The 20,638-nt window shown below is 66.0% G+C and carries 21 protein-coding genes; 7 read left to right on the top strand and 14 right to left on the bottom strand.

Going from position 1 to position 20,638, the window contains the following annotated elements:
* Genes NX778_RS24215 through NX778_RS24200 form a run of 4 tightly spaced genes read left to right on the top strand, consistent with a single transcriptional unit; the run spans position 1 to position 5,545 of the window.
* Positions 1–1,164, top strand: a complete 1,164-nt coding sequence (locus NX778_RS24215; protein ID WP_258814378.1) for an ABC transporter ATP-binding protein — start codon at positions 1–3, stop codon at positions 1,162–1,164.
* 26 nt (positions 1,165–1,190) lie between these two features.
* Positions 1,191–2,474, top strand: a complete 1,284-nt coding sequence (locus NX778_RS24210; RefSeq protein WP_258814377.1) for a sugar MFS transporter — start codon at positions 1,191–1,193, stop codon at positions 2,472–2,474.
* Positions 2,471–5,035, top strand: a complete 2,565-nt coding sequence (locus tag NX778_RS24205) for an MGH1-like glycoside hydrolase domain-containing protein (protein WP_258814376.1) — start codon at positions 2,471–2,473, stop codon at positions 5,033–5,035. The genes NX778_RS24210 and NX778_RS24205 overlap by 4 nt, the downstream gene beginning before the upstream one ends.
* A gap of 9 nt (positions 5,036–5,044) precedes the next feature.
* Positions 5,045–5,545, top strand: a complete 501-nt coding sequence (locus tag NX778_RS24200; protein ID WP_258814375.1) for a hypothetical protein — start codon at positions 5,045–5,047, stop codon at positions 5,543–5,545.
* Here the strand turns inward: NX778_RS24200 and NX778_RS24195 are convergent.
* Positions 5,522–7,156 carry a methyl-accepting chemotaxis protein gene (locus NX778_RS24195; protein ID WP_307728175.1) on the bottom strand — a complete coding sequence of 545 codons (1,635 nt, stop codon included), beginning with the start codon at positions 7,154–7,156 and terminating at the stop codon, positions 5,522–5,524. The two genes, NX778_RS24200 and NX778_RS24195, sit on opposite strands and share 24 nt — an antisense overlap.
* A gap of 168 nt (positions 7,157–7,324) precedes the next feature.
* Here NX778_RS24195 and NX778_RS24190 point away from each other — a divergent pair, with 168 nt between their 5' ends.
* Positions 7,325–7,903 carry a DUF1439 domain-containing protein gene (locus tag NX778_RS24190; protein WP_258814374.1) on the top strand — a complete coding sequence of 193 codons (579 nt, stop codon included), beginning with the start codon at positions 7,325–7,327 and terminating at the stop codon, positions 7,901–7,903.
* Here NX778_RS24190 and NX778_RS24185 read toward each other — a convergent pair.
* Positions 7,799–8,212: a hypothetical protein gene (locus tag NX778_RS24185; RefSeq protein WP_258814373.1), complete on the bottom strand. Its 414-nt coding sequence runs from the start codon at positions 8,210–8,212 to the stop codon at positions 7,799–7,801. The genes NX778_RS24190 and NX778_RS24185 overlap by 105 nt on opposite strands.
* A gap of 331 nt (positions 8,213–8,543) precedes the next feature.
* Between NX778_RS24185 and NX778_RS24180 the strand changes: the two genes are divergently transcribed.
* Positions 8,544–8,747, top strand: coding sequence for a hypothetical protein (locus NX778_RS24180; protein ID WP_258814372.1), 204 nt, complete (start codon positions 8,544–8,546; stop codon positions 8,745–8,747).
* Between the two features lie 113 nt (positions 8,748–8,860).
* Here the strand turns inward: NX778_RS24180 and NX778_RS24175 are convergent, their stop codons facing one another.
* Positions 8,861–9,811, bottom strand: a complete 951-nt coding sequence (locus tag NX778_RS24175) for a CAP domain-containing protein (protein ID WP_258814371.1) — start codon at positions 9,809–9,811, stop codon at positions 8,861–8,863.
* A 141-nt stretch (positions 9,812–9,952) separates the two neighbouring features.
* On the opposite strand from NX778_RS24175, the gene pssA reads away from it, so the two are divergent.
* Positions 9,953–10,729 carry a CDP-diacylglycerol--serine O-phosphatidyltransferase gene (gene pssA, locus NX778_RS24170; protein WP_258814370.1) on the top strand — a complete coding sequence of 259 codons (777 nt, stop codon included), beginning with the start codon at positions 9,953–9,955 and terminating at the stop codon, positions 10,727–10,729.
* On the opposite strand, the gene NX778_RS24165 is transcribed toward pssA, so the two are convergent.
* The 11 genes from NX778_RS24165 to NX778_RS24115 all read right to left on the bottom strand — a co-directional run bounded on the left by NX778_RS24165 (position 10,726) and on the right by NX778_RS24115 (position 20,575).
* Positions 10,726–11,037 (bottom strand): metal-sensitive transcriptional regulator, encoded by a 312-nt coding sequence (locus NX778_RS24165; protein WP_258814369.1) that lies wholly within the window; start codon positions 11,035–11,037, stop codon positions 10,726–10,728. The genes pssA and NX778_RS24165 overlap by 4 nt on opposite strands.
* On the bottom strand, positions 11,038–11,964 hold the full coding sequence (locus NX778_RS24160; RefSeq protein ID WP_258814368.1) for an aldo/keto reductase: 927 nt from the start codon (positions 11,962–11,964) through the stop codon (positions 11,038–11,040).
* Positions 11,965–12,140: 176 nt separating this feature from the next.
* Positions 12,141–13,289 carry a D-alanyl-D-alanine carboxypeptidase family protein gene (locus NX778_RS24155; protein WP_258814367.1) on the bottom strand — a complete coding sequence of 383 codons (1,149 nt, stop codon included), beginning with the start codon at positions 13,287–13,289 and terminating at the stop codon, positions 12,141–12,143.
* Positions 13,290–13,386: 97 nt separating this feature from the next.
* Positions 13,387–14,013: an alpha/beta hydrolase gene (locus NX778_RS24150; protein WP_370661368.1), complete on the bottom strand. Its 627-nt coding sequence runs from the start codon at positions 14,011–14,013 to the stop codon at positions 13,387–13,389.
* Positions 14,014–14,016: 3 nt separating this feature from the next.
* On the bottom strand, positions 14,017–14,337 hold the full coding sequence (locus tag NX778_RS24145) for a (2Fe-2S) ferredoxin domain-containing protein (protein ID WP_258814366.1): 321 nt from the start codon (positions 14,335–14,337) through the stop codon (positions 14,017–14,019).
* Positions 14,338–14,385: 48 nt separating this feature from the next.
* Positions 14,386–15,507: a VanZ family protein gene (locus tag NX778_RS24140; RefSeq protein WP_258814365.1), complete on the bottom strand. Its 1,122-nt coding sequence runs from the start codon at positions 15,505–15,507 to the stop codon at positions 14,386–14,388.
* Entirely contained in the window at positions 15,504–16,112 is a 609-nt protein-coding gene (locus tag NX778_RS24135) for an ABC-type transport auxiliary lipoprotein family protein (RefSeq protein WP_258814364.1), read from the bottom strand. Before NX778_RS24135 ends, NX778_RS24140 begins: the two co-directional genes overlap by 4 nt.
* 8 nt (positions 16,113–16,120) lie before the next feature.
* Positions 16,121–17,047, bottom strand: a complete 927-nt coding sequence (locus tag NX778_RS24130; RefSeq protein ID WP_258814363.1) for an MlaD family protein — start codon at positions 17,045–17,047, stop codon at positions 16,121–16,123.
* A gap of 1 nt (position 17,048) precedes the next feature.
* Positions 17,049–17,897, bottom strand: coding sequence for an ABC transporter ATP-binding protein (locus tag NX778_RS24125; protein WP_258814362.1), 849 nt, complete (start codon positions 17,895–17,897; stop codon positions 17,049–17,051).
* Positions 17,891–19,033 (bottom strand): MlaE family ABC transporter permease, encoded by a 1,143-nt coding sequence (locus NX778_RS24120; protein ID WP_258814361.1) that lies wholly within the window; start codon positions 19,031–19,033, stop codon positions 17,891–17,893. Before NX778_RS24120 ends, NX778_RS24125 begins: the two co-directional genes overlap by 7 nt.
* A gap of 54 nt (positions 19,034–19,087) precedes the next feature.
* Positions 19,088–20,575, bottom strand: a complete 1,488-nt coding sequence (locus NX778_RS24115) for a B12-binding domain-containing radical SAM protein (protein WP_258814388.1) — start codon at positions 20,573–20,575, stop codon at positions 19,088–19,090.
* Positions 20,576–20,638 lie beyond the last annotated feature (63 nt).

Here is a 20,638-nt window from a genome sequence, read left to right as displayed (position 1 = left end):
ATGGCTGAATTGGTTTTCGAAGGCATAAGCAAGCACTACGGCAAGGGCCCTGATGTCCTGCGCGACATCAACCTGTCGATTGCGCAGGGCGAGTTCTGCGTATTCATCGGCCCTTCGGGCTGCGGCAAGTCCACCTTGCTGCGGATGGTCGCGGGGCTGGAGGATATCTCCAGGGGCGAGCTGCGCATCGGGGGCGCGCGCGTCAACGAGAAGGCGCCGTCCGAACGCGGGCTCGCGATGGTGTTCCAGAGCTACGCACTGTACCCGCACATGACGGTCTACCAGAACCTGGCGTTCGGGCTGAAGGTGAATAAGGCCGGCCGTGCCGAGATCGAGCGCAAAGTGCGCGCGGCGGCGGAGGCGCTGCAGCTCGTGCCGCTCCTCGAGCGGCTTCCGCGCGAGCTGTCGGGCGGGCAGCGGCAGCGGGTCGCCATTGGCCGCGCGATCGTGCGCGAGCCGCGCGTGTTCCTGTTCGACGAGCCGCTGTCGAACCTCGATGCCGAGCTGCGCGCCAACACGCGCCTCGAGATCGCACGCCTGCATGCCGACTTGCCGGCATCCACGATGATCTATGTCACGCACGACCAGGTCGAGGCGATGACCCTCGCGGACAAGATCGTCCTGCTCAACACGGGCGACGCGGTGCAGCGTGACGGCAGTGTGGCCCAGTGCGGGGCGCCGCTCGACCTGTACCACTATCCGGCCAACCGGTTCGTGGCCGGCTTCATCGGCACGCCGAAAATGAACTTCATCGACGCCGAACTCGAGGCCGCCAACGCGCAGGTGGCGACCGTGCGGACCCATGGCGCCGCCTTTCAAGCCCGGGTCGACGTCGAAGGCGCGCCGAAGGGAACCCGGCTCACCCTGGGGATACGCCCGGAGCACGCGCGGCTGGGCGGAACCGCGGGCCTGGCCAATACGCTCGGTGGCACGGTCGCGTTTGTCGAGCAGCTGGGCGAATCATCCTGCGTGCACGTGCGGCTGGCCGGCGGCGAGCTGTTCACGGTGCGCGAACGAGAGGGGGCATGCCACCGTGTGGGCGACCAGGTGAGCATCTGGTGCGAGGCCGCCCGCATCCATGCGTTCCGCGAGGACGGCCGCAGCTATCCCCGTAGCGCGCGCGCCGATGCAAATGGCTTGCGCCCCGCAGCAGCGCGGGCCTGATCACAACAATCACCGAGGAATTTATCGTGGCGTTTTTTTCCCCATCCACCCAGGCCGTCCCCGCGCAGGCCGGCACGCAAGGCAGTACCGGCCCCTTGCTGGTCGTGACCGTATTATTCTTCATGTGGGGCATGCTGACCGCACTGAACGACGTCCTGATCCCGCACCTGAAGGCGGTATATACGCTGAGCTACGTGCAGGCGATGCTGGTCCAGTTCTGCTTCTTCGGTGCGTATTTCATCGTATCCCTGCCCGCAGGGGCATTGATCCGGCGTATCGGTTACCAGGCGGGCGTTGTCGCCGGACTTGGCATCGCGGCGCTCGGCTGCCTGCTGTTCTATCCGGCCGCGCATTCGGGCTATGCCTTGTTCCTGATCGCGTTCTTCGTGCTGGCGACCGGCATCACCGTGCTCCAGGTGGCCGCCAACCCCTATGTGACGATCCTCGGTAGCGCGGCGACCGCGTCGAGCCGGCTGACGCTCACCCAGGCGTTCAACTCGCTCGGCACGACGGTCGCGCCGGCCATCGGCGGAGCCTTGATCCTGACCGGTGCGGCTACGTCCGCCGGCCGGCCCGGCTTGACAAATGCAGCCGGGCTGGCCGCCTACCGCGCCCAGCAAGCTGCGGCAGTGCAGGCGCCTTACCTTTGGCTGGCGGCTGCCCTGCTCGGGCTGGGCCTGCTGTTCGCGTGCGCACGGCTGCCGCGCATCGCCAGCAGGCAGGAGGCCGGGGGCGGGTCACTGCTGGGCCACCGCCACCTGGTGCTTGGTGCGGTCGGGATCTTCGTTTATGTCGGCGCGGAAGTCAGCATCGGCAGCTTCCTGATCAACTTCATCGGCGAGGGCCGGATCGCCGGGCTGGATCCGGCCGCGGCCGCTCCCTACGTCAGCTACTACTGGGGCGGAGCCATGCTTGGCCGCTTCGTCGGTTTCGCCGTGATGCGCAAGGTGAGCCCGGGCCTGGCGCTGGCCTTTAATGCGGCCTGCTCGATCCTGCTCATCCTGGCTGCCGTGATGGGCCACGGCCCGGCCGCCATGTGGGCGCTGCTCGCAGTCGGCCTGTGCAATTCGATCATGTTCCCGACGATCTTCAGCATGGCGCTGCATAAGCTGGGACCAGCCACCGGGCAGGGTTCGGGCCTGCTGTGCATGGCGATCGTCGGGGGCGCGGTCCTGCCTTTCGTGCAAGGCCTGGTCGCCGATGCCGCCGGGCTTCAGCTCTCGTTCCTGGTGCCTGCGGCCTGCTACCTGTTCATCCTGTATTTCGGCCTGAAGTACGCCCCCATGTACCGCAACGGGGGAGCGGCATGATCCGCTCGAAACCCCTGGTCGCCGCCATGATCTGCATCGGCGCCTGGTCCGCCAGCGCGCATCCCACCCAACCGCAAGGAGCCCAACTTTTGACCACCGGCGTTAACACAACGGACAGCGCCACGCTCGCTTTCAACGGACCCAATGGCCGCCAGGAGCGTGCGAGCTTCACGTTGAAGGGCGAGGTCGGCGGCTTGAGGACCTATGGACAGTCCAGCACGATGCCATCGCGGGAAGGCGCGCCGTCCGCAATCGTCTACGGCGAGCTTGCAGGGCAGCCGGTGGTGCGCACCGGCAGCCTGGCTTTTGATGCGCTGTTCGCCCTTGCCGTGTGGGAGATGAAGGAGAACTCCGTTCCCGCTATCCGTGACGGCGCCTACAACGACAACCAGCCAATCCCGTGCGACTGCTTCGAAACCGGCGAAAAGTGGCACTACGTATGGACCCGCGATCTGTCCTACGCGGCCAATCTGGGCCTGGCGATGCTGGATCCCGAGCGGGCGCGCAATTCTCTCCAGTTCAAGCTGTCGGGGTACCGGGAGGGCGCGGGCAAGGCGCCCGACGTGGCCGGCAGTAGCGATGGCCTGCAGATCCTGCAGGATACGGGGAGCGGAGGCAGCTGGCCGGTGAGCACCGACCGCGTGAGCTGGGCGTTCGGTGCCGAGGCGACGCTCAAGGGCTTGTCCGCAGAGGCGCGCGCGGCGTTCGCGCCGATCGCGCTGAAGGCGCTGTCGAACACCATCGACAACGATCGCCTGGCTGCCTTCGATTCGCGTGACGGCTTGTACACGGGCGAGCAGTCGTTCCTGGACTGGCGCGAGCAGACCTATGGCACCGGGATCGCCAGCGACCTGGCACGCATGGCGAGCGCAAAAGCATTGTCGACCAATGTGGCCCATTACAAGGCGCTGACGCTGGCAGCGCAGCTCGCAGCGGAGCTGGGTGACCTGGAGCGCGCGCAGCGATACGCGGACTGGGCGAACCGGCTGAAGGACTCCATCAATGCGCGCTTCTGGCTGGAGGACGCGGGGATGTACGCATCGCTCACTGCGGCGCACTTCGACGGCGCGCCATTGCACAAGTTCGATTGGTTGGGAGAGTCGCTGGCGATCGTGACCGGCGTTGCCGACCCGGCCAGGCGCGACCGCATCCTGGCGGCGTATCCGCATGGCCCCGCGGGCGCTCCCGTGATCTATCCGCAGCAGCAGGGCGTGCCGATCTACCACAACCGTTCCATCTGGCCGTTCGTGACCGCGTACGGCTTGCAGGCCGCGGTCGCGGGAAGCAATGTCAGCGTTGCGGACGCTGCCTATGCTTCCCTGGTGCGCGGCGCCTCCCTGCACTTGTCCAATATGGAAAACATGGAATGGTTGTCGGGCGCACCGTTGCTCCATCATCCTGCCGATCCGTCGCTTGACGGGCCGGTGATCAACTCGCGGCGCCAGCTCTGGTCGGTCGGCGCGTATCTGGGCATGGTGATCCGCAACGTCTTCGGCCTGAACCTCGATAACGACGGCCTGCGCGTGCGGCCCTTTGTGACAGCACGGCTGCGGCGCGACCTGTTCGGTTCCAGCAGCGGCATCGCGCTGGAGCGCTTGCGTATCCGCGGAAAGGCGCTTCGTATCCGCATCGAGTTGCCTCCCTCTGGCGGCAGCGATGGTTACTACGCAGTCGAAGCAATCACGCTGAACGGAAAATCGGCCGCGTCATCGATTCGATGGGACGAGCTGGGGACGCAAAATGAGATCGAGGTGCGCCTCGGGGCGCTGCAGCCTGGGCGGCAAGGCATGCGCCGCGTCGATGGCGATCCGCTAGCGACGAGTGGTCCACTGTTTGCCCCGTTCGAAGCCGGCATCACAAGCGTCGAGCGCGTCGCCGAAGGCCATGTTGCCGTCAGGCTCGCCGATCTGCGCAACAAGGGGGGCGTCTACTACCGGGTCTATCGGAACGGAAAATTGGCTGCGGACAAGCTGTCACTTGGCACCTGGATCGACCCCACCCCGGCCAGCCGCGCGAACTGTTATTCGCTCGAGGTAGTGGCGACCGCGTCCGGTAACGCATCGCACCATAGCGCCGTGCTTTGCGCCGAGCCTGGCCTGGAGATCCCGGTGACGGACGAGCGCGTACAGGCGAGCGTCCCCGTCGACCGGCAAGATGCTCCCCGGCTGACAGGGTGGGGGGCGCCGGATGACCGTTTGTTGATCCGAGGCGTGGAATTGACGACTGGCCGCTACAGCTTCCAGCTCCGCTACATCAACACTGCTCATGCGATTAACACTGGGATTACCAATGGCGTCAAGGTTCTGGTCGTCACTGATGCGGCGGGGCGGACAGTTGGCCGCCGCGTAATCCAGATGCCGCACATTCCCCCGGAAAGCATGCCGATCTATTCGACACCGGCCGATTTCCTGCTGAAGGCAGGCAGCTACACGATCGAGGTCCACGATTTTTACAATATGAGTTACCTTTCCAGTAACAGCTTGTACGGTGGCAAGGGAGGAAGAGCCGGCGCGTTCAACAAAATTGACTTGTACGGACTGCGGGTCCAAGCCTTGGACTAGGAGGGCGTCGTGCAGGAGACCCGTTATGTGCGCAATTCCCGAGAGATGGGGCCACTGCGAAGAATCGGGCAGCAGCTCCTGATGGAAGGGAAAAAGCAGTCGGACGTTGCGAGGGAGCTCGGTGTCAGCCGCACCACTGCGTCGAATTGGGCGGCCAAACTTTTACACACGGACGCAGTTGGCCGCGGCGAGGTGACACGCAGGATGACGCGGCCGGAAGTACGTGCACTGGACCGCATGATCGAGGCGGGTGCTGGGTACTTCGGTTTTCCCAACAATGGTTGGACAATTGCTCGTATCGCGGTATTGGTTGAATACGAGTTCGGCCTCGCTTACAGTGCCGCCCAGCTAAGGCATACGCTTGAAACCATGCTCGCATACGAGTGTTTGCCCCGGATCGAATCGGTCATCCGGGGACAAGGTCCCGGTGCAGGTCGCGCCAGTCAGGAAGTGGGAGAAAGCGTGTGCCTGACGTTCGCGATGGCGTCACCCTCGCGTTACCACGGCTGACCAGTTGAGCCGGTCCGTGGCTATCGGGGGCAGCAGATGTCGAGCTTCCGGTCCGGGCGCCGCGCCACCCGCGACCTTGAATACGCGCACCGCCTGCGCCAGCTTGCCCGCCTGATCCTGCATCGCCGTGGCGGCGGCGGCCGACTGCTCCACCAGCGCCGCGTTCTGCTGGGTGGTCGCGTCCATGTCCGCGATCGCCTGGTTGACCTGCTCGATGCCGGCACTCTGCTCGGCGCTGGCGCTGGTGATCTCGGCCATGATGTCGGTCACGCGGCGGATGCTCTCCACCATCTGCTCCATCGTCGAACCCGCCTGGTCGACCAGCCTGCTGCCGCTGTCGACCTTCTCCACCGAGTCGACGATCAACGCCTTGATCTCTTTGGCCGCCGCCGCCGAGCGCTGCGCGAGGTTGCGCACCTCGCCCGCCACCACCGCAAAGCCGCGCCCCTGTTCGCCCGCGCGCGCCGCCTCGACCGCGGCGTTCAGGGCCAGGATATTGGTCTGGAAGGCGATGCCGTCGATGACGGCGATGATGTCGACGATCTTCTTCGACGACTCGTGAATCGAGCCCATCGTCGCGACCACCTGGCCGACCACCACGCCGCCTTGCGCCGCCACTTCCGAGGCCGCGATCGACAGCTGGTTGGCCTGGCGCGCGTTGTCCGCGTTCTGGCGCACGGTGCTGGTCAGCTCCTCCATCGACGCCGCCGTCTCTTCCAGCGCGCTGGCCTGGCGCTCGGTGCGCGCGGACAGGTCGAGGTTGCCGGCGCTGATCTCGCCGGAGGCGGTGGCGATGCTGTCGGTGCCGCGCCGCACCTGGGCCACGATCGCGAGCAGGCTGTCGTTCATGTGGCGCAGCGCGCGCAGCAGGGCGCCGGTTTCGTCCTTGCTGCTGGCCTCGATGGTGTGCGTGAGGTCGCCGCCGGCGACGGTTTCGGCCAGCTTCACCGCGTCCCGGATCGGGCGCACGATGCTCGACGCCAGCAGCCACGAGCAGGCCGCGCCGAGCAGCACCGCTGCCACGGTCAGTGCCGCAATCGCGCGTACGCTGGCCGCGCTGTCGGCCGCGATCGCACGGGCGGTGGCGTCGATTTGCGCCCGCTGCATCAGCACCAGCGCGTGCACCGCGTCGTCGTAGGCCCTGGCGGCCGGCGTGTATTCCGCGTCGAGGATGCGCGCCGCTGCCTCGGGCTTGCCGTCGGCGCGCGCCTTGACCGCGGCGTCCTTGGCGTCCTTGTAGGCCTTGCGCTGCAGGTTGATGCGCTTGAACTGGGCCTTTTCCTGTTCGCTCGTGAGCATCGGCTCGATCTGCTTCATCAGCTCCAGCGTGCCGGGCGTGGAGGCCGCGGCCTGGTTGAAATAGGCGGCGAGCGAGGTATCGCTGCTCTTGACGATGGCGGTGGTGCGCTGGATCGACGCCGAGATCAGCATGTGCCAGTCGGTCATCATCCTTTCCTTGGCCAGCGGCGCATCCATCATGGCGCGGGTCGACGCCGCCACCGTGTCGAGCCGCCAGATGCCGGCGAGCGCGATCGCGGCCGTCATGCCGAGCACTAGCGCAAAGCCGGTGCCCAGGCGTTTGCCGATATTGATATTCGAAAGTACCACCATGTTTTCCGTTGAGCGATCGTGACAAGGTAGGCCGAGCTTACATTGCTCTACGGAACTTGCAGATACGTAGATCTACGCGTGCGAAGGTAGGTGGTAACAGCTTGTGACGGCCGTGCGCGCCTGCGCACGCTTGTGCTAGGCTCTGCGCATCTTCAACAGGGAGTCGAGATGCAAAACATTGGCGGAGTGGCCGCGCGGCGGCGAGTGATCAAGGCGCTGGCGGTGGTGGCGGGGAGCGCCATGCTGGCGTCGTGCGCGACTTTCATGGGGCCGCGCCAGGTCGAGATCCCGATGTGGAAGCTGCAGGCCGGCCTCGACCGCCGCTTCCCGGTCGACAACCGTATGCTGGAACTGTTCGATGTGAACCTGTCGCGCCCGCAGCTGGCGCTGCTGCCGCAGGATAATCGCGTGGGCCTGTCGATGCAGGCGGAGATCGCGCCCTTCTTCCTGCGCCGCTCTTACTCCGGTTCGGTGGCCTTCTCCGGCCAGCTGTACGCCGACCCCTACCGCGGCGGTGTGTTCATGGCCGACGCGCGGGTTGACCGCTTTGATATCGATGGCGTGGATCCGAACACCTCGCGCCAGCTCACCAAGGTTGCCAACGTGCTGATGGACAAGGTCGTGCGTGACACGCCCGTCTACTCATTCCGGATGGAAGACCTGCGCTACGGCGGGGTGCAGTTCGTGCCGACGCGCATCGATACCACCGCCAACAGCCTGGTGGTGACGCTGGAGCCGGTGAAGTAACCTGACCTGGGTCGCCTGCGCCGAGGTATTCGAGGAGGTCGCGCCGGCATCGTCGGCCGGCGCCGTCAGCACGGCGTTCACCGCGGAGTTGAGCAGGAAGGTGAACACCGCGATGGTGATCACCGTGCAGCCCAGTCCGATGCCGATCGCCCACAGGATCAGCTTGAACCTGTTGCGTTCCATCTTCGCCTCCAGCTGGGCGAAGCGCGCGTCGATTTTCGCGTCCTGTTGTTCCGTCATTCGCTGGTACACCCAGGCCTTGATGCCTTCGGTGCGCGCGTCCAATTCGTGTCGCCAGATCTCGTCCATGCGGCTATCTTGGGGCCCCGCGCCAGCCCTGTCAAACCTGCGCCACGACATCACGCGGTACAGTGCGCGCCTCTTGTTTGCAATTCGTTATTATTTCCGCGAGTCGAATGACTTCAGGAATATGTCCGCGATACCTCAGCTGTGCCGGGCTGCGACACTGTTATTAATGACAGCATTGCAGAGGTGTCGTGTTCGGAGCAAACTGAATCCGCTTAACTGCCGGCACGCACCGGCAGTGCAGCTACGTCGCTTGCGCTGTGTCATGCCTGCGTTATTCCACTGAAGTAATCTTGCTTTGTCACTTGACGTGCTGCCGGCCAGGGGGTGGATCTTGGAAACGATACAGGACAGTTTGCCGGACAAGAGCGCGGCCGAGCCGCCGCTAGTCACCTCTGCGCAGCCCTTGCCGGCGCGGCTTTCCCTGCCGCCGAAAGGCTCGTGCTGGTACTGCGAAAAGCCGCTCGACAGCGTGCGCCGCTTTTGCGGCAAGCTCTGCGCTGATGCCTTCGACGAAGAAGCGGAATTCACGCGCTGAAAAGGCGCCGCCGGCGTTCCCGGCCGCTTGACTGTCGATATCTTGCAACACGGCCAGACCGGCCGAATCCCCCTCATTACCGATTGTTTCCGCGTCCCAGCACGGTCGCGCCGTCACTGCGTCGTGAACGACCACGTCCGGCTGACCGGCCTGCCGTCGACCGCGCCGCTGAAGCTCACGTCATAGGTGGTGCCCGACGCCAGCTTGGCCAGCGGAATGATGGCAGCGCCCGACTGCACCGTTTCGGTGTCGGTGGCGTGGGTCAGCAGGCGCACGTTGAGGTTGCTGCCGCCGCGCGGCTGCACGGTGAAGCTCTGCACCGTGAGGGTCGAGCTGATGTTGGCGTGCACGCTGATCGGATAGCCGACCTCGTTCAGGTCGGGCACCGGGTCGGGCGACTCGTAATCGCTGAAGAAGTTCACCGGCACCTGCGTCTGCCCGCCGAAGGGCCACACCGCCACCGTGCCCGCCGCCAGCCCCGGTCCGTAGCCATTGTTGGCGGTAAAGTCCGCCGTGAAATAGCTGTAGCCCGATGAGGTGCTGGCCGCGCCCGTGCCCATTTCCTTGAACACCGGTTCGAAGATGACGAAGCGGTGGTAAATGGCGGTGATCAGTTGCTCCGCCATGTAGGCGCCGTTCTGGCCCTGGGTCGCGGAGATCACCTCGCCGTAGGCATGGCTGGCGTTGGCGAACACGTAGCCGGCGGCGGTCAGCCGGTCCAGCTCGGTGACGCCGGTAAAGCCGGGCTTGCCCACGGTCTGCACGTGGGTGACCGTGTTGTTGAGGCGCTGGTATTCCGAATGCCCTTGGGCCGCGATGTCGATGACGGTGCTGTGCGACAGCGCCGCCATCCCGACCTGGACCCGCCGGTAATTGATCCAGTTGCGGCCATCGGTCGCGATATCGTTGGTGAGCGCCGGCGCGCCCGGGTCGCTGGGCAGCGGGCTGGAGCTGGCGGCGCTGGCGCTGGGCGAGCTGCCGCCACCGCCGCCGCCACAGGCGACGAGGGCGCTGGCGGCCGCGCAGGCGGCGGCAAGGAGGCGCAGGCGAAGCAGGGCGCTCATAGGGATCCCGATAGAAGCAAACGCATGAGGTCTCCATTCTAGGTGAATTTTCGCCCGGCGGATTGCCCGCGAGTGTGCGCCGCCTGTGGCGAGCCCGCCACGGTAGAATAGCCACTCCTGAAACTCTTGCGATCCAATGTAATGCAGGAACGCCGCCGCCGCCTCGCGCGCGCCAAATTCGCCTTGCCCAGCTTCGTCACCCTGCTGTCGATCGCCTGCGGTTTCGCCAGCATCGTGATCTCGGTCGACAACGCCGCGGTGGGCGATCCGCACGACTACCGGCTGGCCGCGATCCTGCTGGTGCTGGCCGGCGTGTTCGACGCGCTGGACGGCTTCGTCGCGCGCGCCACCAACACCCAGTCGGAGTTCGGCGTGCAGCTCGATTCGATCGCCGACGTGATGAACTTCGGCTGCGCGCCCGGGCTGCTGCTGTACTGCTACGGCTATGCGCAGATGGCGGCCGCGCACCCGACCCTGGTGCGCATGGGCGGGCTGGCCTGCTTCGTGTTCGTCGCCTGCGGCGCGCTGCGGCTGGCGCGCTTCAACGTGCAGGTCGGGCGCACCGACCCGCGCTACTTCGTCGGCATGCCGATCACCGCCGGCGCGGCCTGCGTCGCCTCGGTGGTGGTGGCCTGGCCCGATCCGCTGTTCACACCGGTGCAGGGCTTCCTGCTGATGGCGCTGATGATCGCGGTCGGCACGCTGATGGTGTCGACCCTGCGCTTCCCCAGCTCCAAGCAGCCGAAGAACGCGAAGCTGCTGGTGGCGCTGGCGGTATGCGTTGTGCTGCTGGCGCTGCTGCGCACGCGCTTCTTCGCGCTGTTCTTCGTGTTCTATGTGTCGGCCACGCTGCTGCTGAATATCGCGTGGCGCGGAGGCTGGCGCGGCATCGCGCCGCCGCGCGTGATCGAGGACTAGGCGAACTTTTCCAGCAGCGCCGCCAGGTGCGCGGCGCGCTCCTTCGCTTGATTGAGGTCGGCGGCGTCCGCGGTCTGCGCCGTCATCGTGGCCGCCAGCAGCTGCACGAAGGAGCGGTCGAGCGCCTTGCGCGCCGCCGCCATCTGCTGCGCCACCGCGTCGCAATCGGACGGTTCGGCGGCCAGCGCGATCAGCTTCTGCACGCCGCGCAGCTGGCCTTCCACCCGCGCCAGCCGGTTCAGCAAATCCTTCTTCTGCTGCGGCGTGAGCGCGCGGCCCTCGACGATGCGCAGGCCGTTTTCGGCCATTTAAGCCACCTCGTGCCCGCGCGCGGCGCGCAGGATGCGGAACCAGTCCGGCCGCGACAGCGTGATGCGCGAACCGGCCACCGCCACCGCGATCGCTTCGATGCGGCCGGTGCCGGTCAGCGGGATCGGGCGGCACGGCAGCTGCATGATCCATGCGAACACCACGCTCGCGAACGGCACCCTCATGCGGTCGGCGATATCCTTGATCACCAGCCGCAGGTTCTCGGCATTGGCGTCGGTGGCCGTGAACAGGCGGCCGCCGGCCAGCGGCGACCAGATCATCGGCGCCACGCCGCGGTCTTGCAGGCCGTCGAAAGTCTCGTCGAACATCGGCGCCAGGTGCAGCGGCGAGAATTCGACCTGGTTGGTGGCCAGCGCGATGCGGCGGTCCAGGCATTCGAACTGGTGGCGGCTGAAGTTGGACACGCCGAAGTGCAGCACCTTGCCGTCCTGGCGCAGGCGGCTGAAGGCGTCGGCGATCTCGTCGAAATCCATCAGCGGATCGGGGCGATGGATCAGCAGCAGGTCGAGGCGGTCGGTGTGCAGCTGGCGCAGCGATTCCTCGACCGAGGCCGTGATGTGGGCGGCGGTGGTGTCGTAATGCTGGATGCTGTGCTGCGGGCGGTTCGGCGTGACCAGCTTGATGCCGCACTTGCTGACCAGTTCGATGCGGTCGCGCAGCGAAGGCTGGGCGCGCAGGGCTTCGCCGAACAGGCCTTCGATGCTGTAGGCGCCGTAGATGTCGGCGTGGTCGAAGCTGGTGACGCCGAGGTCGATGCACTGCTCGATGAAGCGCACGCGCTGCTCGACCGGCATGCCCCAGTCGCTCATGCGCCACATGCCGGCCACGACGCGCGATAGTTCAAGTCCGTTTGCGCGCGTGGCGATACGCGGACAGGTCAGGTCGGAGGGCAGGGCGGCGGTCATGGTGTTCTTTCCGATGGGAAGGTGAGTTGATTATAGCCGCGGGCCGGGATGGGGATTTGCCGGGGTATAAAAAAACGTGTGGCTCCTGGTGGAGTGCACACGTTCAGCTTGAGTTATAGCTACCGTCATTTCCGCTTTCGCGGGAACGACGGTAGCTATTTATGCAGCGTTTGCGCTTACTTCAACCACAAGCGCATCGAGTCCCACGCGCGCCCGAAAATGGTCGCCTGCGGCACCTCTTCCAGCGCCACCACCGGCAGCACCAGCAGCGGCTTGCCGTCGACCATCATCTTCAGCGTGCCAACCTGGCCATGCAGCGCGATCGGCGCGACCAGCGGGTCCTTGCGCTCCAGCACCGGCTTGAGCTTGCCGGCGACGCCCTTCGGCACCGTCACCGTCACATCGTTCGGGAAGCCGATCTTCACGGTCGGCTTCGAACCCTTCCACACTTCCGGCGTCGCGATCGCCTGGCCCTTCGAGTACAGCTTGACCGTGTCGAAGTTCTGGAAGCCCCAGTTCAGCAGCTTCTGGCTCTCGGCGGTGCGCATCGCGTCCGAGGTGGCGCCCGACAGCACCGAGATCAGGCGGCGCTCGCCGGCCGTGCCGTTCGGGCGGTGCGCCGACGCGATCATCGAGAAGCCCGAAGCGTCGGTGTGGCCGGTCTTCATGCCGTCCACGGTCGGATCCATCCACAGCAGGCGGTTGCGGTTCTGCTGCTTGATGCGGTTGTAGGTGAATTCCTTGACCGAGTCGATCTTGTAGAACTCGGGGAAGTCGCGGATCACGGCCTGGGCCAGCAGCGCCAGGTCGTGCGCGGTCGAGTAGTTGTCCGGGCTCGGCAGGCCGTGCGGATTGGCGAACTTGGAGTCCTTCATGCCCAGGCGCTGCGCCTCGCGGTTCATCAGCGTGACGAAGGTGTTGACGTCGCCGCCGACGGCTTCCGCCAGCGCCACGGCCGCGTCGTTACCCGACTGCACCATCAGGCCGTACAGCAGGTCCTTGACCGACACCGGCACCTTCGGGTCGATGAACATCTTCGAGCTGCTCTTGTCGACCTTCCAGGCGTCCACCGATACGTTGACCATCTGGTCCAGCGACACCTTCTTGTCGCGCAGCGCGTCGAACACGACGTAGGCCGTCATCACCTTGGTCAGCGAGGCGGGCTCGATGCGCATATTGGCATCCTGGGAAGCGATCACCTGGCCGCTGCTGGCATCGAGCAGGGTCCAGGAACGGGCGGCGATGTTCGGCGCCGGGACGGTCTGCGCCTGCGCCGCGGAAATCAGCAGCAGGCTGGCGGCCATGGCCGCAAACAATTTTTTCATGGAAAGCAATGTTGTCTCAGAGGTGAGTAAAGCGAAGCAATGCCTGCGGGCATTGCTTTAAGGAAGAGTCCATTATAGGCAGCGTTCGCCGCAAATGTCACTTTTCCCAGAGCTCCATGACCAGATTTTTAATGTGGCCGAGCTTGCGGTGGAAGAAGTGGTCCGCGCCCGGGATCACGATCACCGGGATGTCCTGCGGACGGACCCACTCGAACACATCGTGCAGCGGTATCGTATCGTCAAGTTCGCCGTGGATCAGGATGGTATCGGCCGGCACTTCCGGCACGGCCCACTTGCCGGCGGCGGTACCCACCAGCACCATGCGCTGGATCGCGCGGCCTTCGGCGGCGAGGCGCTTTTGCAGCTGGGCCTGCACGAAGGTGCCGAAGGAAAAACCGGAAAGCGCCACCGGCAGGCCGGGGTACTGTTCCTGCATATAGGCCAGCATGGTTGCCATGTCGTCGACTTCGCCGACGCCGTGGTCGTGCACGCCCTCGGATTCGCCGACGCCGCGGAAGTTGAAGCGCGCCGTGGCATAGCCCATTGACACGAAGGTGCGCGCCAGCGTCTGCGCGACCTTGTTTTCCATGGTGCCGCCGTACAGCGGGTGCGGGTGCGCGACCAGCGCGATGCCGCGCGGTTCCGCGTCCGGCAGGTCAAGCAGGCATTCCATCCGGCCGGCCGCGCCGGTCAGGTAAAACTTTTTCGAAAACTTGTTCAGCATGGTTCAGATCTTGAGGCGGTCGACCACTTCGCCCTTCAGGATGTGGCGGTCGATGATTTCGTCGATGTCGCTATTGTCGATGTAGGTGTACCAGGTGCCCTGCGGATAGACCACGACCACCGGGCCTTCCTCGCAGCGGTCCAGGCAGCCGGACTTGTTGATGCGCACCTTGCCCGGGCCGTTCAGGCCCAGTTGTTTTATGCGCTTTTTTGCATAACCCTGGGCGTCGAGCGCGCCGCATTTGCCGCAGCTCTGGCGGCTGTCGTCTTCACGCACATTGGTGCAGAAGAACACGTGGTGTTCGTAATAGGGTTTGTCGCTCATGGCGCTCCTGCTGCAATAGGTTAATCCCGCAATGATACGCGTTCGGCGTCAATGAATGAGCTTGCGTGCGAAAAGCAGGTACCACAGCACGGCGAAGGGCCAGGCCAGCGACAGGGCCTGGGCCACGCCGTTGAAGTTCAGGAACTTGCCCTGCACCCAGCCCTGCAGGGTCGAGACGAAGTAGGGATTCACCGGGATCGTGTTCACCACCAGCAGCGACAGCAGCAGCGTCACCACCGCCAGCCGCCGCTGCGCCACCTGCGGCGCGAAGGCCAGGCCGGCCAGCATGATCAGGCCGATCAGGAAGCCGCCCTCGGCGCCCGGCGTGATCCAGACGAAGGCGTTATCGGGCGTGAACAGCAGCGCGCTGGCCAGGGTCTTGACCACCAGCGCGGCGGCCAGCATCGCCAGCGCCAGCGGATAGCGCGGGGCGCCGCGCCGCAGCAGGCAAAGCAGGGTGAGGCCGGCGCCGGTCATGCCGCAGGCGGTGATGATGGTTTCCGACAGCCAGTACTGCTCCACGCTCATCTGCACGCCGGGGCGCAGCATCGCCACCAGGTCGATATTGCTGTCGAGCCAGTCGGACAGCCACTCGGACACGATCGGCAGCACCTGGCCGTGGCCGAACAGGTAGCCCTGCGGATAGATCTGCGCCAGCGGCCACAGGGCCAGCAGCACCAGGCCGGTGCTGGCGTAGGGCTCGAACCAGCGGCGGCGCAGCTTGTACAGGCGGCTGCGGTCGAGCAGCGAACGGGCCGAGGCCGCGCCGAGGATGGCGCCGGCCAGGCAGCCCACCGAATTGGTCGCGAAGTCGAGGTTGGACGGCACCCGCGTCGGCAGGTAGGTCTGCACCGCCTCCATCGTCCCCGATAGCAGCACGCCGCAGGCGGCCGCCAGCAGCACCGCCCACACGCCGCGGATGCGCGGGTACATGGCCAGCACCAGCAGCACGCCGAGCGGGATGTAGCCGACGATATTGGTCATCACGTCGAAGCCGGTCCAGTAGCGCTGCGGCGCCAGGTTCAGGTAGGCGAACGGCGACAGCCCGCTGCTGTGCCAGCCGGTGAACGGGAACCAGCTGGCGTACACGATCAGCAGCGTGTAGGCCAGCAGCGTGACGCGCGCCACCGGCGAACCGCGCGGCGCGGCGGGGACTTCCGCTTCGGTCATCGCGTGGCGAGATGTTGGCTGGACAGCCAGGCGGCGATGTCGTCGGCGACGGCGTCGACGCTGGCCGCCAGCGCGCGCGCGCCGCCGGAGGCATCGGCGCTGGGTGCGGGGCTGGCGCGGCTGAAGGTCTTCTGGTCGACCAGCGCGTGGCCGTTCAGCAGCGAGGCGCGCACCACCACGATGCCCTGGCTCTGGCTGGCGCTGCTGAAGGCGTGCACGAAGTCGTCGACCTGCACGCGCAGGATCGGCACATTGGTCGCGGCGTCGCTTGAACCCAGCACCTTGGCCCCGGTCTGCGCCAGCCGCGACTTCAGGCGCTGCGTGACCAGCTCCAGCGGGTTGGCGATCCAGCGGCTGTTGGCGTAGGCGCGCGCCTGCAGCGGGTCGGCGTAGTTCAGGCGGTAGACCATGCGTTCGCTCTCGAGCGCGGGCGAACCGGTGGCGTCGGTCACCACGACTGCCGGCAGCGGCGCGTCGATGCGCGCCCCGGCGCGCGGCGCGGACGGGCCGAGGTCGAACAGGGTGTCGGATTTTTTCTCGCTCGATGCGCAGCCGGCCAGCACGGCGGCGGCGGCCAGCGCGGCCAGGAGTCGGATCAGGTTCATGGTGGTCCTCATTTGGTCGGGGCGGCGAAGCCCGGCTCGCCGGGGCCGGGCTGGGCTTTCGGTCCGCCGAACAGGATACTCTGCGGGCGGTCGGAGAAGGATTCGGCGGTGCGCTTGACCGCGCGCAGGGTCGAGCGGGCCTGGTCGGTGACGTCGTTGATATGCGGCAGCGCGTCGGTCTCCAGGCTGCTGGTCACGCCCTGCAGCGAACCGATCGCGCTGTTCAGGCGTTCGACCGGGCCGTCCGGCGCCTGCAGCTTGGTGACCATGCCGTTGGCGTTGGTGGCCAGCGTGTTGACCGAGGCCGCGGTCTGGTCCAGCTTGCGGGTCAGGCCGGGCAGCTCGTCCAGCGCCGGCTGCAGCCGTTTCGGGATCTCGCCGTAGGCCGCCGCGGTCTTGCCGATACTGTCGAAGGCGTTCAGCATGGTCTGCTGGTTCTCGGGGCTCACCAGCTTGTCCAGGCTGGCGGTGATGTGCTCGGTCTTTTCCAGGATCGCGAGGCCGCGCTGCTCGATCTGGTCCAGCAGGCCCGGCCGCATCGGGATGCGCGCCACCGCGCTCGGGCTGCTGGCCAGGCGCGGCGAGCCGGTGCGGTCGTCGTCCAGCTGCAGGAAGGCCAGGCCGGTCACGCCCTGGTAGCCGAGCGAAGCGAAGGTGGTGGTGGTGACCGGGGTCTCGGTGTCGACCGACAGCCGGATCAGGATCTGCCCGGTCACGCGCGGATCGAAGCTGATGTCCTCCACGCGCCCGACTTCCAGGCCGCGGTAACGCACCGTCGCTTGCGGGTTCAGGCCGGCCATCGACTGCGTGGTGACGATCTCGTAGGGGATGGTCTTGGCGCGGTCGCGGTTGAACCAGATCCCGGCCAGCGCCGCGGCGACCAGCAGGGCGATCGTGAAGATGCCCGTCATCAGGGCGTGCGATCTGTTTTCCATATCAGTTCTCCGATTCGTTCCCGGCGAGCTTCTGCTCGAGCACCTCGAGCGCGCGCTGCCCGCGCGGACCCAGGAAAAATTGTTTGATGAACGGATGGTCGACCTTCAGCACGTCGCAGCTGGGTCCGACCGCGATCACGTGCTTCTCCGCGAGGACCGCGATGCGGGTCGACAGCGCGAACATGGTGTCGAGGTCGTGGGTGACCATCACCACCGTCAGTTTCAGTTCCGCGTGCAGGGTCTGGATCAGGGCCACGAAGGCGTCCGACAGGTCCGGGTCCAGGCCGGCGGTAGGCTCGTCGAGGAACAGCAGCTGCGGCTCCAGCGCGAGGGCGCGCGCCAGCGCGGCGCGCTTGACCATGCCGCCCGACAGGTCGGACGGCATCTTGTTCGCGTGCTCGACGCCGAGGCCGACCATGTTCATCTTCAGCAGCACGGCCTCGCGGATCACGTCCTCGGGCAGGGCATGCAGCTCGCGCATCGGCAGCGCGATGTTCTCGAACACCGTCAGCGCCGAAAACAGCGCGCCCGCCTGGAACAGCATGCCCCAATGGTTGCGCATCTTCTGCAGCTGCTCCGGGGCGGCGGCGCAGATGTCCTCGCCGAACACGACGACGCTGCCGCGCGCAGGCTTTTCCAGGCCCAGCATCTGGCGCAGCAGCACCGTCTTGCCGGTGCCCGAGCCGCCGACGATGGTCAGGATCTCGCCGGCGTAGATCTTCAGGTTCAGGTCCTGGTGCACTACGGTGCGGCCGAAGCGCGTCCACAGGTCCTTGATCTCGACCACCGGCGGACCGACGTCCTCCAGCGGCTTGCGGTTGAGCTGCTGCGGCGTGCGCTTGGTCACCATGAGAACCCCACGCCGCTGAAGACGATCGCATACACGGCATCGGCCAGGATCACCACCGTGATCGAGGTGACCACCGAGGTGGTGGTGCCGCGTCCGAGGCTTTCGGTGTTGGGCTTGATGCGCAGGCCGAAGTGGCAGGACACCAGCGCGATCAGCATGCCGAAGGTCGCGCCCTTGAGCAGGCCGATGGTGTAGTTCACTTCCGGCACCGCGGACGGCAGCTTCTGGATGAAGTAGTGCGCGGCCAGGTGCAGCTCGATCTTGGCCGAGACCATGCCGCCGATCAGGGCCATGGCGTCGGTCCACACCACCAGCAGCGGCATCGAGACCGCCAGCGCGACCACCTTCGGCAGGATCAGCCGGAAGCCATGCGGGATGCCCATCACCAGCATGGCGTCGAGTTCCTCGGTCACCCGCATCACGCCCAGCTGCGCGGTGATCGAGGAGCCGGAGCGGCCGGCCACCAGGATCGCGGCCAGCAGCGGGCCGAGTTCGCGGATGATGCTCATGCCCAGGATGTTGACGAGGTAGACGTCGCCGCCGAACATGCGCAGCTGCTGCGCCGACAGGTAGGACAGCACCACGCCGATCAGGAAGCCCACCAGCGCGGTGATGCCGAGGGCCTGGAAGCCGGAATGGTAGATATTGGCCGAGATTTCCTTCCATGGTCCGCCGAGCGGACGGCGCAGGAAGCGGCCGAGGTCCTGCACCAGGCCGCCGACCAGCAGCACGAAGGCGCGCAGGTGCTCGAAGAAGGAGAGCATGGCGGCGCCGAGCCGGATCACCCAGTCGAGGCTGCTTTTGCGGGTGCGCGGCAAGACTTCGTGGCCGGCTTCCTCGATGCGCGCGAAGATGTCTTCCTGTTTCGGATCGAGCGTGAGGTGGGGCGGCCGCTGCTTGCCCCAGGCGTTCCAGAACATCTGGGCGCCGATGTGGTCCAGGCTGTCGATCTGCGACAGGTCCCAGCCCAGTTCCTCGCGGCCCTTGTAGCTGTCGAGCTCGCGGCTGATCTGCTTGAGCACGCCGCCGCCGGCGCACAGCGCGTGGACCTGCCAGACGCCGGTGGCGACGACGGAGGTTCCCGCGCCAGCGTCGGGATGGTTAAGTGTTAACGTTGGCGCATTTTCAAGGTGCATTGCGCCAGTGTAAAAGAGATTTGACAGCGCTGCCAGCGGCGCACTGTTGACCGCTCAGGCGGCCAGGTGGCGCACCTGGCGCTCCGGTGCGGCGGCTTTCTGCTTTGGTGTTGCCGCATGGGAATCAATGCGGCCGGCGTAATCGCTGGCCAGCAATTCGGCCGCTTCGCTTGCCGGCATGCCGCGCTCTTCCAGCCATTGGCGCACCAAGGTGGCCAGGCGGTCCAGCGCGATGCGGTGGGTGGCGTCGGTCTTGGTGTACATCCAGTCGGAAAAGGCCATGAAGTTGGCGAAGGGCTGGTCGCCGAGCAACCGCTTGACGGTATTGCCGAAGCGGCCGGAATTGGCCACCAGGTCCCAGTAGCGGGCGAAGCGCACCAGCCGCTGCATGGTCGGGAAATCGATGCGGTCGGTGGCCAGGATGGTGTAGGGCGGGTTGGGGTCGTACGCCATCTTGTACGGACCGGTGTGGCGGATGATCGGCGTGCCGCGCAGGCGCTTGAGGATGCCGAACTGGATCTCGTGCGGGCCGAGCGAGACCAGGTGGTCGAAGCCGCGCGCGAAACTGTCGACGTCTTCGCCCGGCAGGCCGGCGATCAGGTCGATGTGCAGGTGGGCGTGCGAATGCTGGTGCAGCCAGCGGATATTGTCGGCGGCCTTCTCGTTGTTCTGGCGGCGGCTGACCAGGGCCTGCACTTCCGGGTTGAAGCTCTGGATGCCGATTTCGAATTGCAGGGCGCCGGCCGGGAATTGGGCGATGCTGTCTTTCAGCGCGTCCGGCAAATGGTCGGGCACCAGTTCGAAATGGGCGTAGACCGGATCGTGCGGATTGGCCTGCAGTTTTTCGAGGAAGAATTGCAGGATGCGCTGGCTGGTCTTGACGTTCAGGTTGAAGGTGCGGTCGACGAACTTGAACAGGCGCGCGCCGCGCTGGTACAGCGATTCCATCTGCTCCAGGAAGGCGTCGAGCGGGAATGGCCACGCGGTCTTGTCGAGCGAGGACAGGCAGAACTCGCATTTGAAGGGGCAGCCGCGCGAGGCTTCCACATAAATGGTGCGGTGGGCGATGTCGTCGGCGCTGTACAAATCGTAGGGCAGCCGGATCTGTTCCATCGGCGGCTGCTCGCCGGCGTGGATTTTCATCAGCGGTTGCGGGCCGTTCAGGATTTGCGCGCACAGTTTCGGGAAAGTCTTGTCGCCCCAGCCGGTCACGACATAATCGGCTTCCTTCACGATCTGCTGCTCCGCGGTTTCGTGCGACACCTCGGGGCCGCCGAGCACCACCGTCACTTCCGGCGCAACGCGCTTGAGCATCGCGACCAGCTTGGCGGTTTCTTCGACGTTCCAGATATAGACGCCGAATCCGACGATGCGCGGCTTGCGCGCGAGGATGCGTTCGACGAGGTCGGCCGTCTTTGCGCCGATGACGAATTCGAGGATGGATGTCTCCGCCTGCAGCTCGCCCAGATTGGCCAGCAGGTAGCGCAAGCCCAGGGAAGCGTGGGTGTAGCGGGCGTTGAGCGTGGAAAGCAGGATGGTCATTGCATGGTCCGGGTCGAAGAAGCGCACATTGTACTGTGCCACCCTTGCGGAACCCCGCGCGGG

The sequence above is a fragment of the Massilia terrae genome (genome assembly GCF_024753145.1).
In the GTDB taxonomy this organism is placed as follows: Bacteria; Pseudomonadota; Gammaproteobacteria; order Burkholderiales; family Burkholderiaceae_D; genus Telluria; species Telluria terrae.
This window is presented reverse-complemented; position numbering and strand designations above follow the sequence as displayed.